A 12,229-nucleotide genomic window follows, 5' to 3' on the forward strand; every position below is an offset into this window, starting at 1 on the left:
AACTTAACCTAAAATGATGATGCGGAACAGTCTATTGACACTGGTATTATTTATAAGCGTCTTCTCCCTAAGAGGGCAGGAGCTTACTATACCTCAATTATCTCAATATCTTGCCGATAACCCCTTTGTAATGTCCCCAACTTACGCAGGTATTGGTGACCATGTTAAAATAAGACTTAACGGTCTTACGCAATGGGTAGGTATTAAAGATGCACCCGATACCCAATCTCTTGCTGCAGATATGCGAATTGGAGAGAAATCTGGTATTGGTATGTTATTGTATAACGATAGTAATGGTGAAACAAAGCAACAGGGAGCACGGTTCTCATTTGCCCATCACCTTACATTGGACCGTTATGATGATGAGTTTTTATCATTCGGTATATCTTATAATTTTAACCAGTTTAGAATTGACAACACAAACCCAGAGTTAGTAGCCGATCCTGCATATGTTGGTGATAAAGCTACCACAAATCATAATTTTGATATTGGGGCACTTTACAGGTATGACAAATTTTATTTCAGTATCAATGCATCTAATGTTTTAGATAAAGACTTAAGTAATTTCAACGCATTATACGAGCCTAATAGATTAAGAAACTATTACGTGTATACAGGTTATAGATACATGAAAAAAAGAACCAGTAAGATGGAAATTGAGCCTTCTGTGTTGTTTCAATTGTTTGAGAGTGATGGGCGTTCTGTTACCGATTTAAACTTGAAATTCAGATTTTACGATTTTGAAGATTATTTCTACGCAGGTATCAACTATCGTTTCTTGAACGACCAAATTGGTAATCCGCTTTATATCGCTCCTATTGCAGGTTTAAAGAAAAGTAACTTTTACTTCGGATATTCTTATCAAGTAATTCTGAACGAACTTCTTGGGTATAGTTCTGGTACGCATGTAATTACCTTAGGGGTAGATTTATTTCAAGGTATCAGTAATTGTCGGTGTACTTACTAATCCTTCATGGATAATCATTAAATTTGATGTCCAGAATATAAAGAATGGGTAAAGTACAGTTAGAGAATATAAAAGCATATGCCCACCACGGGTGTTTGCCTCAAGAAACTAATATTGGTAGTGATTATTTGGTCAACGTTTCTGTAGAGACAAATCTATTGATTGCCTCAGTTTCCGACGAGCTAAAAGATACTGTTGATTATGTTCATATCAACAAGATAGTCAAGCAAGAGATGGCAACACCTTCTAAGTTGTTGGAGCATGTAGCCAAAAGAATAATCGACCGTATTTTTATGGAACTGCCAACCGTAGACTCAGCTATGGTATCCGTTTCTAAAATCAATCCGCCCATAAATGGGGACGTAGAAAAGGTAACCGTATCATTGAATTTACAAAGAGGACAATCTGTTCAGTAATCCATCCGACCTTAAAAAAATATAATTTCTTGGCTGTTAATGCAGCTTAAATTGGGAATAATGTTTATTTTTGCTCTCGCTAAAAAATGGCATCGTGGCCGAGTGGCTAGGCACAGCTCTGCAAAAGCTTGTACAGCGGTTCGAATCCGCTCGATGCCTCCAAAACCCTCCTATTAGGAGGGTTTTTTTGTTTACTTTACTTTTCTGTTACTTAAGGTTGAAGTAGAAATACTAGTAGAATTGTAGGTATAAAGTAAACAGCAATAGTTTTAGCACCTTCATAGTCTTTGGCAATTCGCTGACCGAATAAAAGCATAAGCAATGTTATACTTGATAAGATTGCTCCAAATAATGCAATGCTAGTTTCTCCTGTGCTAAAAATATGATAGACACCTACCAAACATAGTAAACCGGCAACAACTTCTGTAACCAAAATAATACCTACCAATAAAGGCACTATATTTTTGAAAGGAGTTTTAGAGAAGTGATCTTTTAACCAAGATATATTACCGTTCCAATCGGTTATTTTATCAAATCCGCTTTGTAAAAAGGTGATGATTAAAAATAAGAGCAACAAAATTTCAGTGGCATTGTTCAATACTGTATTCATGGTGGTTTATTTAAGTTCAGACTTTTTTCTATGAAGTAGTCGGGTTAGTTTAATTGAAAGGTCGGTAAATATTATTTTCGAATTTCCATTTCTTTCTACATGGTAAATAGCATCTTCTAACTCTTTAGTAATATCTATAATGTTGTTTTCATGTACAAAAGGTGCAAATTTCTTCAGCTGAAATCCTTCGGCATGTATTTTAAGATAAGCAAGTTCTTCTGCACCATAATTAATCATGAGCGCCTGTCTCATGACCGTAATACAGTAGCTTAGAAAGTTCTTCTGTGTTTCTCTACCGGTTTTTGCAACCTCTTCGCTCCATAATAACAATTCATGAATGGCAGCTTTATTACCTTTTGCCTTAAAAGCAGTTCGAACCCATTGTACAAACCAGTTTTCAAAAACCAGATCTTCAGAATCTTTATTTAAAAGATCAAGAGCTTTATTGTAATTACCGTTCGCTTCATGAGCCAAGAGCATTGCCTCTGCCTTGCTTGCTCCTTTCTCACTCAAGGCGGTGGCGATGGCATCTTCTGCCAAAGGAGGAAAATGAACGACCTGACATCTAGATTTTATAGTCTGTATGATTTGCTCTTCGTCTTCACAAAGCAGTAAGAAGATAGTTTTATCGGGCGGTTCTTCTATTAGTTTCAATAATTTGTTAGAAGCTGCCGTGTTCATCTTTTCAGCCATCCAAATTAACATCACTTTATAGCCGCCTTCATAAGACTTTAATGATAATTTTTTTACAATATCCTGGGCTTCATCTACCCCTATTTGACCTTGTTTCTTTTCAATTTCAATATGGCGGTACCAGTCAAAGAGATTTCCATAGGGCTGTTCTAGTATAAACTCTCGCCATTCTTTCATATAATGGTTGCTTACAGCGTGAGATTTTACCTTATCAGAATTAGAGACAGGAAAAGCAAAATGAACATCTGGGTGGGCAAACGACTTGAACTTTAAATTGCATGCCTCATTACCACCATTATTTTCTCCATTCTGGTTTGAACATATAATATATTGAGCATATGCCAATGCCATTGGTAAAAGGCCACACCCCTCTGGACCCACAAATAACTGTGCATGCGGTATTCTACCTGCATCTGCACTTGATGCCAGGTGTTTTTTAATATGTGAAAGTCCTAAAATTTCATTGAATAACATAGATTCAAATATAGTTGTTTAAAGCACAACAAATTTAATGGTATTGGGTGTAAATTATCCTATTTAGCACTTTATCACAAGGCATTTAATCTTTACATTTGTTACCTAACAAAAGTAATATCACATGAAAGTATTGAATGACTTTAATTTTGAAGATAAAAAAGCGTTAATTAGAGTGGACTTCAATGTTCCATTAAATGACAAATTCGAAGTAACGGATAACACTAGAATTCAAGCAGCTAAGCCAACAATTATTAAAGTGTTGGAAGATGGCGGTAGCGCTGTGCTTATGAGTCATTTAGGAAGACCAAAAGGGGAACGCAATTCAGATCTATCCCTAAGTCATATCGTAGATGCTGTTTCTGATATTATCGGAGTTACCGTTAAGTTTGTTGGTGACTGTGTTGGTGACGATGCTGAAAAAGCAGTAGCAGAATTACAGAACGGAGAGGTACTTTTAATAGAGAACCTTAGATTTCATAGTGAGGAAGAAAAAGGTGATGAAGACTTCGCAGAAAAACTTTCTAAATTAGGAGATATATATGTTAATGATGCTTTTGGTACGGCTCACCGTGCTCATGCATCTACTACTGTAATAGCTAAGTTTTTTACAGGCGCTAAGTGTTTTGGTTATTTATTGGCCAAAGAAATAGAGGCTATCGATAAGGTAATGGCTACAGGTGAAAAACCTGTATTGGCAATTCTTGGTGGAGCTAAAGTTTCTTCTAAGATTACTATCATCGAAAATATTCTTGATAAAATCGATGATTTGATCATTGGTGGCGGCATGACATATACTTTTATTAAGGCTCAAGGTGGTAAAGTAGGAGATTCTATTTGTGAAGATGACAAAATGGAACTTGCCATGGAAATTCTTAAACAGGCAAAGGAGAAAAATGTTAATGTACACATACCTGTAGACGTTATTGCTGCAGATGCTTTTGATGCGAATGCAAATACACAAGTGGTAGATGTTGACAAAATACCAGATGGCTGGCAAGGACTAGATGCCGGACCAGATACACTACAAAACTTCAAAAAAGTAATTCTAGCTTCTAAAACAATTCTTTGGAACGGACCAATTGGCGTTTTTGAAATGGAGAAATTTGCTGGCGGTACTATAGCAGTTGGTAATTATATTGCAGAAGCTACAAAAGAAGGTTCTTTTTCATTAGTTGGTGGTGGAGATTCTGTTGCCGCAGTGAAACAATTCGGCTTTGAAAACAAAGTTAGTTATGTATCAACAGGCGGAGGTGCAATGCTAGAAAGTTTAGAAGGTAAAACATTACCAGGGATCGCCGCTATATTAGACTAATAAAGGGGTTATCGATAAACGGCATATAACGAAAATTTGTGCATTTTAAGAGAAATTATTTTATTCTCATTAAAAAATGTACGATTTTCGTTTGTTCCGTTAACGTAATTTACCCCATTATGAATAAAATAACCTATAACTGTTTTTATTTACTAGGATTAGCTTTGATGCCGGTCTTAGGATCTGCACAGCAAGAAAATTCAGTTTCTACTGTTTCAGATTCATTAAACAGTACTTCTATAATTGTTAATGATTCACTCACCGAAGCGGTTCCGTTAGAACAATTAGATGTTGTTAAAAATTCTAAAACCGAAAGTTTGGTTTTATATAAACCAACAGAATCCTCTTCTTATAATCTTCAGGATAATCTATTGGCAGCCAAGTATGATAGTCTTTGGATGAAAGAACTAATAGATACAGCTCCGCTTTTTAATGAAATGTACCAAGAGGTATTAGAATTGGATACCATTTCTACCTTCGTTTTAGATTTACCAACGGATACCTTAAAGATGCGTTTGGCAAAATTGAATGCAAAAACACCTTTTAACGTAGAATACAATACATCTTTAGAAAGCGTTATTAAATCATTTCTAACTAGAAAAAGAGATTTGATGGAGCGTATGCTTACCGTTAGTCAATTTTACTTTCCATTATTTGAGCAAGAGCTAGACAATAAGAACATTCCATTAGAAATGAAATACTTGTCAATTGTAGAATCTGCATTAAATCCGAAAGCACGTTCTAGAGTTGGGGCAACCGGTCTGTGGCAATTTATGTACGGTACGGGTAAGGAAATGAAATTAAACATCAACAGTTATGTTGATGAGCGTAGTGATCCTATAAAATCTACTGCTGCTGCCGCTAATTACTTAAACAGATTACATAGAATTTATGATGATTGGGATTTAGCGCTAGCTGCTTATAATTCTGGTCCGGGTAACGTAAACAAAGCTATTCGTAGAAGTGGTGGTCAAAGAAATTATTGGAACATAAGAAGGAACCTACCTAGGGAAACAGCTGGTTACGTACCTGCTTTTCAAGCAACGATGTATATTTTTGAATATGCCGAGGAACACGGATTAAAAACTAAAAGAGCGGAAAGAGCTTATTTTGAAACGGATACAATTCATGTCAAGCACATGATTACCTTCGATCAGATTACAGAACTTACAGGCATCAATAAGGATGAATTAAAGGTATTTAACCCTCAATATAAATTAGATGTAATCCCCTTTGTTGAAGGTAGACCACATGCTTTAAGATTACCTGTTCATAAAATGGGGAAATTTGTAGCGAACGAGGAAGCTATATATGCTCATGTTGAGAAAGAATTAAAGAGTAAGGAGAGTCCTATTGCGCAAATAACAAAGCAGGCAGAGGAGAACAGTATAAGGTATAGAGTTAGAGATGGCGATTTTCTTGGAAAAATTGCTGAACGTTATGGAGTTCGTGTTAGCCAGTTGAAACAATGGAACGGGTTACGAAGTAATAATTTACGAATCGGACAACGATTAACAATTTATCCAAAACATAACACAGGTTCTTCTGTAAAACCGAAAGAAACTCCGTCTAGAACAGCTGTTGCAAGTAATTCTAAAACGCATGAAGTTAGAAGTGGAGACTCATTATGGACAATTTCTAGAAAATATCCGGGTGTAACTATAGATAATTTACGAAAGTGGAACGGTATTAGTGGTAATAATTTAAAACCAGGCACAAAACTTAAATTGTGCGACTGTTCATCGTAAACCAAAACACCAATGAAAAAAAGAATTTTATTTTGTTTTTTAGCAATTTTAGGATTGTCAATTGCCTGTAAAGAAGACGGCAAAGCAGATTACTTACCAGAATCGGTAGGTGCCATGAATACCTTAACGGTAGTTATAGATAATGATTTGTGGAACAGTAGTGTTGGCGATGCCATTCGTGAAAACTATACTGCCGCTGCACAAGGATTAACTTGGGACGAGGCACTTTTTAGTGTTACCCAGATTCCTCAACAAATATTTTCTGGTTCAATTCGTAACACTAGCTCTGTGCTTTATGTTATGGAAGATACCTTGAACGTTGCCCACATGAAATCTAACATGTATTCGAAACCACAGAAAGTGGGCGTAATTAAAGGGCAAAATAAAGAGGAGATCATTGCAAATATCAAAAAGACGGCACCAGAATTTATAGCTGATTTTAAAGCACTTGAAATTGCAAAAGCTCAAAAACGATTCGAAAAATCATTGAATAAGGAAAAGGCGCTAGACGATAAATTTGATATTTCGATGAAAATACCTTCCGTATATAGAGTAGGTAGAGAAGAAGATAACTTTGTGTGGATAGATCGTCAAATTCAAAAAGGGAATATGAATATCATCGCATACACCATGCCTTGGGATAGTTTTCAGAACGATTCTACCTTTGTTCAAGATATTATTAAAATGCGTGATTCTATTGGGGCACTTTACATTGGAGGAGAGGATATACCTGGTAAACAAAATCATATGATTACAGAAAAGGCTTTTTCTCCATACGTCTTTCCTGCCGAGGTTTCCGGTAAAAAAGCAGCTGAGGTAAGGGGAATTTGGGAAATGTCGGCTTACCCAATGGCAGGTCCATTTTTGACCTATATAATAAGCGATAAAGAGAACAACCGTAAATTGATTCTTGAAGGTTTTGTTTTTGCTCCCGCAACCAAGAAAAGAGATTACATGTTCGAGCTAGAAGCGATTATGAAATCAGTGCGGTTCAATGTTAACAAACAAAACAAATAACTAATTCTATATAGTTTTATACAAAATAAAAGGCTCAGGAATTTCCTGAGCCTTTTTATATGAGTTAGGTTTATGTTTAATGACAAACCGTGCCTTAATGACTTGTCTATTATAAGTTGCTGAAAGAAAATCCGGTAGAAACTCTAAAAATTAAAGCGTAAAAAGTATAAGCTATCAATAAAAAACACAACCACGAAAATATTTTAAAGTAATGTTCCAAAAGGAAACTTTTCCAATTTTTAAAGGCTTCAATGTAAATTTCTTTTACTAGTGTAATTTTTTCCATGTTCAATGATTTAGGAGTTCATGCTAGTAAAGATGTTCAATCTTAATGCCTTTATTGAAAAGTTTAGGTAAAAGGACCAATTATTCTATAAAACGTAATAGATTAAAAGCTATATCTATCAACAGTAAAAATGACAGATAAACTGCATGTTTTAAACATTTTAGAAAATCGACAAAGAGTATAAAATCATAGATAAATAGAGAGCGGTTGGGGTTGATAGAAGAAAAAGCATTTAACTTTAGATACTTACAAAAAGTTAAACGTATTATAATAAAAAAGACCCGCTATCTAGCAGGTCTTTTTTATTGATGTCATTTAATATTACATGTCTACTATAATAAACTCTGATCTACGGTTAAGGTAGTGTTGTTCTTCTGTACAACGAACTGTACCATCACATTCATTAATTAGCTGTTCTTCTCCATAACCAATGGCACTTTCAATTCTACTTGGGTCTATACCTTGGGCAATGATATAGTCTCTTGTTGATTTAGCACGCTTGTCAGATAAATATTTGTTATAAACTGCTGCACCTCTTGAATCGGTATGGGATTCAATTTTAATGACCATATTAGGTGAATCGTTCATTACAGCTACTAGTTTATCAAGTTCTTCAGCGGCGTCTGTACGTATGTATGATTTATCGAAGTTAAAGTGAATCATTTCTGTCTTAAGCTTCTTAATGCCATTCTCAACAGCGATCATATCATTAAGTTTTCTCATCGACACATCTACATTAACAATTTCATTGTCTTTCGTTGCAGCTTCTCTGGTATCTTCAAAGTATGAACCTTTGGTTGTCTTTAAAACATACCTAGTATCAGCATCTAAATCTTCAAAAATGAAGTTTCCGTTTTCATCGGTTTCCATTTCTTTAAGTTTAATGTTGTTCTCATCAAGTAATTCAATAAATGCATTTGGCATTAAATCGCCCGTTATTAAATCGGTTACAATACCCGATATAGCATTTATACTGGGTGGTGTTTCTTCTAATTGTAAGGTTTTAAAAGAATAGATATCATCATCTCCCTTACCACCATCTCGGTTAGATGCAAAGTATCCTTTCTGAGTCTCTTCGTCTACAATGAAAGAAAAATCATCTTTCTTACTATTAATAGGTTTACCCACATTGCGTACTTCTAAAAAGCCAGCCTCTTCGTCAAAGGCAACTTCAAAAACATCTAATCCTCCTAAACCTATATGGCCATCAGATGAGAAGTATAGTTTCTTGTTATTAATAAAAGGAAACATTTCTTTATGTTCCGTATTAATTTCAGGACCAAGGTTTCTTGGTGAAGAGAAAGAACCGTCTTCAAGCACGTCTACAACAAAAATATCTGTTTCCCCTATACTACCTGGCATATCAGATACAAAGTATAATTGCTTTCCGTCAGGACTTAGTGCTGGGTGACCAGTAGAGTAATTATCACCGTTGAAGGAAACTTCTTCAGCTTCTAACCACTCATCATTAACTTTCTTAGAGCGATAAATTTTAAGATGATTTATACCGTTTTTATCACGCTTTAGTTTTTTACCATAATTATTTCTGGTAAAATACATTGTTTCATTATCTGGGGAGAAAGCAACAGAAGCTTCGTGATATTTTGTATTTATCTTTTTAGAAAACTTAATGGCATCTTTAAAATCTTGTGACTCTTCATTTACCTTGGCAACAAATAGATCTAAGTAAGGTTGGTTGTTCCACTTATATTTTCTGGTAGTAAATATAGAAGAATCTTTAGCAGATGCATAAACCATTTCATCACCACCATAATACATAGGTGAAAATTCTGAATACTTTGAGTTTATGTTCAGGTTGTCGACATCAAATTTTTCTTCCATTCTTAGAAGTCCGTCCAATACAATTTCATTTTGTTTAGTATCTGGCGCAAACTTTTCACCAGTTAGTTTTCTATTATATAATTTTAATAGACGTTTTGATCTTTTGTAATTTCCAATACCTTTAAGAGAGTGAGCATATTTAAATAAGTAGTCAGAACTCATATCAGACTCATATTTAGTATATAATATGTTGTACCATTTATAAGCGTTTTCCATATCTGTATTGAAGTAATGCGCATCTCCCGCTTTCTTCAATATTTCATAGGTATAAGCTTTTTCTCCTTTAGATAAAGCTTGCTCATAAATTTTGGCAGCTTCGGCATACCACATTTTGTCAAAATACTCATCAGCTCTTTTTATAAGTATTGATTTAACCGTTGGGTCATTTTGTTTTGATGCGGTTAACATGTCATAAGAAACATCTTCTACTGGTATGGATTCTGTGTCTAAAAAAGTTTCTGGAGTTAATACTGATTCTGCTATTGTTTCTGTCTCTGATACGGTCTGTAATTCAGTTACTGAATCTGATTCAGTATATAAGTTACTATTAATCATTTTTAATATCCAAACTTCATCATCATATCGATTATCAAATTGTGTAGAATAATCGTTTAACGCCTCTTCCCAAGAAGTATAATGATTTAAATAAAGATAGTATAGTTGGTTTTGAGGATTTTGAAAAGACCCTGAACTAAACCCTTTTCTATTAAGTTTTTTAATTTGAGACTTTAGATTTTTGTCTTTAGAAAAAGTACCGGCTATAACGTAATATCCATTTTCGGTTTCTTCAATATCATGAAAAGCCCTGTAAGGAATAGACAATGCATCTGCCGCCCTTTGGAATGATTTTTTGTCATCAGCTTCTATTTCGGAAACTACCACATTATCGCTATTATTTGACACCTCAGATACAAGTTCATCCTGAAAGCCTTGAGCTTGAGCAAAAACGATAAATACCAGAAACAATAGATTTAATACACTTCTCATAGACATAATTCTTTGTTGAACGTTACATTCAACTGGGGTTTTAAGTATAGTACCAACGGTTAGTTATGGGTTTTTAGTACTATATGCCTAACGAAATTAGCTGTAAAGCGATATTCTGAATATTAATTGTTGTGAAAGAGGGTTTTTATGTCGTGTATGAATAGTATTTAGTAGCCTCTTAACCAATGAGATCCGGATAAACGGACGATTTTTACGATATAGAGCATATTCCTACTACGGAAGGATATTTAAATTCTAATACTATTATGAGAAACAAAAAAAGCTCTGATATTCAGAGCTTTATAAATTATATGAAAGGCTAAAATATTGCTTAGTCCTTTTTCTTTTCTTCTAATTGTTCATCCTCTTTAGAGGCATCTTTAAATTCTTTTATTCCACTACCCAAACCTCTCATTAGTTCCGGAATTTTTTTACCTCCGAATAATAGTAGAATTACGACTACCACTAATATAATCTGTGGAGCGCCTATGGCCAAAAAAGTAGATAATAATGTCATAAGACTATGATTTAAAATGGATTTCAAAGATACTAAAAAGTTATTAGTTTGCTGTTAATATTAACAGCAAGTGTATATTTCTTTAATTCAAAATTTTTAAATCTGTAATATACAGATAGGTATATAATTTTTTAAGAGTATTAATCTGTATATCCTTTATCCAGTTTTAGAGTTTACCACTTCAAAACATATAGTATTAACCGATTTCAAACATAAGTAGTGATTTATACTAGTTTGATTTTTATAAAGCTTGTAAATTATTTGTCAATTAGGGTACGTTCTAATGAATTTAGATAGTTACAAAGATTATTAAGACCATCTTAATTATCTTAATTATGGAGTAAAACGGAAATTTGGATTATTTTATGAATAGAAAATATTTATAATAAGGTAATTAAATTAAGTTTGGGCAACTCTTTAATTAATTATTCATTTTAAAGAAGGTCTAAAATAAAATTCTAAGTTTATCTTTGTTAAGATGGCCAAAAAGAAAGTCAAAAAAAGAAAGGAAATAAAAAGGAAACTTCTTCATAAGTACCGTTTGGTTATATTGAACGAAAATACTTTTGAAGAGAAGATTTCCTTTAAGTTGAGTAGACTTAATGTTTTTGTGACGGGATCTCTTTTTATGATTACCTTAATCGGACTTACAACTCTTCTTATAGCCTTTACGCCACTACGAGAATATATACCTGGCTATTCTTCAACAAGATTAAAGAAAGAAGCCACAGAACTTACGTATAAGACCGACTCTTTAATTAGAACCTTAAACTATACCAATAAGTATTTAGATAATATTCGTATGGTTTTAAAGGGTGATATTGAAAACACTGTAGTTAATAGAGATTCTCTTTTTCAGCAGTTTAAATTAGATCCAGCATCTGTAGATTTAAATCCTATTAAAGAAGATTCGTTATTGCGGGCAGAGGTCGCTCTTGAAGATAAGTACAACTTATTCGAGCGAACAATAGATAAGAAAAATTTAGTGCTGTTTACTCCCGTTTCAGGTTCTGTTACAATGGGTTTCAACCCTAATGAAAAACACTACGCAGTTGATATTACAGCAGTAAGCGATAGTCCGGTAAAAGCAATTGCAAACGGTACAGTAATTTTTTCTGAATGGACGGCAGATACTGGTTATGTCATTATAATTGAGCACGAAGGCGGATTGTTAAGTGTATACAAGCATAATGGTTCATTATCTAAATATCAAGGTAATATCGTTAGAGGTGGCGAAGTAATCGCTGCAGTGGGTAATACCGGCGAACTTACCACTGGACCACATCTACATTTTGAACTTTGGGACAACGGAACACCTATTGACCCTTTAAATTATATCGACTTTAATTAAAACGAA

General features: G+C 34.1%; 11 protein-coding genes and 1 tRNA gene. 7 read left to right on the forward strand and 5 right to left on the reverse strand.

Annotated features, from left to right (window positions below; genetic code table 11):
• The first annotated feature begins 16 nt into the window (after positions 1–16).
• The 3 genes from DFQ03_RS01530 to DFQ03_RS01540 all read left to right on the forward strand — a co-directional run bounded on the left by DFQ03_RS01530 (position 17) and on the right by DFQ03_RS01540 (position 1,545).
• Positions 17–967 carry a PorP/SprF family type IX secretion system membrane protein gene (locus DFQ03_RS01530; RefSeq protein ID WP_449405359.1) on the forward strand — a complete coding sequence of 317 codons (951 nt, stop codon included), beginning with the start codon at positions 17–19 and terminating at the stop codon, positions 965–967.
• A gap of 44 nt (positions 968–1,011) precedes the next feature.
• Complete coding sequence (gene folB, locus DFQ03_RS01535; protein WP_133671273.1) at positions 1,012–1,383, forward strand: dihydroneopterin aldolase; 372 nt, start codon at positions 1,012–1,014, stop codon at positions 1,381–1,383.
• 88 nt (positions 1,384–1,471) lie between these two features.
• Positions 1,472–1,545, forward strand: a tRNA-Cys gene (locus DFQ03_RS01540).
• Between the two features lie 49 nt (positions 1,546–1,594).
• Here DFQ03_RS01540 and DFQ03_RS01545 read toward each other — a convergent pair.
• Together DFQ03_RS01545 and DFQ03_RS01550 are read right to left on the reverse strand one after the other, a co-directional pair.
• A complete protein-coding gene (locus DFQ03_RS01545) occupies positions 1,595–1,993 on the reverse strand; it encodes a DoxX family membrane protein (protein ID WP_133671274.1) in 399 nt (132 codons plus the stop codon).
• Between the two features lie 6 nt (positions 1,994–1,999).
• Positions 2,000–3,160 carry a DNA polymerase III subunit gene (locus DFQ03_RS01550; protein WP_133671275.1) on the reverse strand — a complete coding sequence of 387 codons (1,161 nt, stop codon included), beginning with the start codon at positions 3,158–3,160 and terminating at the stop codon, positions 2,000–2,002.
• 124 nt (positions 3,161–3,284) lie between these two features.
• On the opposite strand from DFQ03_RS01550, the gene DFQ03_RS01555 reads away from it, so the two are divergent.
• The 3 genes from DFQ03_RS01555 to DFQ03_RS01565 all read left to right on the forward strand — a co-directional run bounded on the left by DFQ03_RS01555 (position 3,285) and on the right by DFQ03_RS01565 (position 7,240).
• Complete coding sequence (locus tag DFQ03_RS01555; protein ID WP_133671276.1) at positions 3,285–4,475, forward strand: phosphoglycerate kinase; 1,191 nt, start codon at positions 3,285–3,287, stop codon at positions 4,473–4,475.
• 119 nt (positions 4,476–4,594) lie between these two features.
• Complete coding sequence (locus DFQ03_RS01560; RefSeq protein WP_243834390.1) at positions 4,595–6,223, forward strand: LysM peptidoglycan-binding domain-containing protein; 1,629 nt, start codon at positions 4,595–4,597, stop codon at positions 6,221–6,223.
• A gap of 12 nt (positions 6,224–6,235) precedes the next feature.
• Positions 6,236–7,240: a DUF4837 family protein gene (locus tag DFQ03_RS01565; protein WP_133671277.1), complete on the forward strand. Its 1,005-nt coding sequence runs from the start codon at positions 6,236–6,238 to the stop codon at positions 7,238–7,240.
• 109 nt (positions 7,241–7,349) lie between these two features.
• Here DFQ03_RS01565 and DFQ03_RS19160 read toward each other — a convergent pair whose 3' ends face one another.
• The 3 genes from DFQ03_RS19160 to tatA all read right to left on the reverse strand — a co-directional run bounded on the left by DFQ03_RS19160 (position 7,350) and on the right by tatA (position 10,872).
• Entirely contained in the window at positions 7,350–7,526 is a 177-nt protein-coding gene (locus DFQ03_RS19160; RefSeq protein ID WP_317128148.1) for a DUF6747 family protein, read from the reverse strand.
• A 321-nt stretch (positions 7,527–7,847) separates the two neighbouring features.
• Positions 7,848–10,355: an OmpA family protein gene (locus DFQ03_RS01570; protein WP_133671278.1), complete on the reverse strand. Its 2,508-nt coding sequence runs from the start codon at positions 10,353–10,355 to the stop codon at positions 7,848–7,850.
• A 331-nt stretch (positions 10,356–10,686) separates the two neighbouring features.
• Entirely contained in the window at positions 10,687–10,872 is a 186-nt protein-coding gene (tatA, locus tag DFQ03_RS01575) for a twin-arginine translocase TatA/TatE family subunit (protein WP_133671279.1), read from the reverse strand.
• 478 nt (positions 10,873–11,350) lie between these two features.
• Between tatA and DFQ03_RS01580 the strand changes: the two genes are divergently transcribed.
• Complete coding sequence (locus DFQ03_RS01580) at positions 11,351–12,223, forward strand: M23 family metallopeptidase (RefSeq protein WP_133671280.1); 873 nt, start codon at positions 11,351–11,353, stop codon at positions 12,221–12,223.
• Positions 12,224–12,229: the final 6 nt, after the last annotated feature.

It is taken from the genome of Maribacter caenipelagi, from assembly GCF_004364175.1.
Taxonomy (GTDB): Bacteria; Bacteroidota; Bacteroidia; order Flavobacteriales; family Flavobacteriaceae; genus Maribacter; species Maribacter caenipelagi.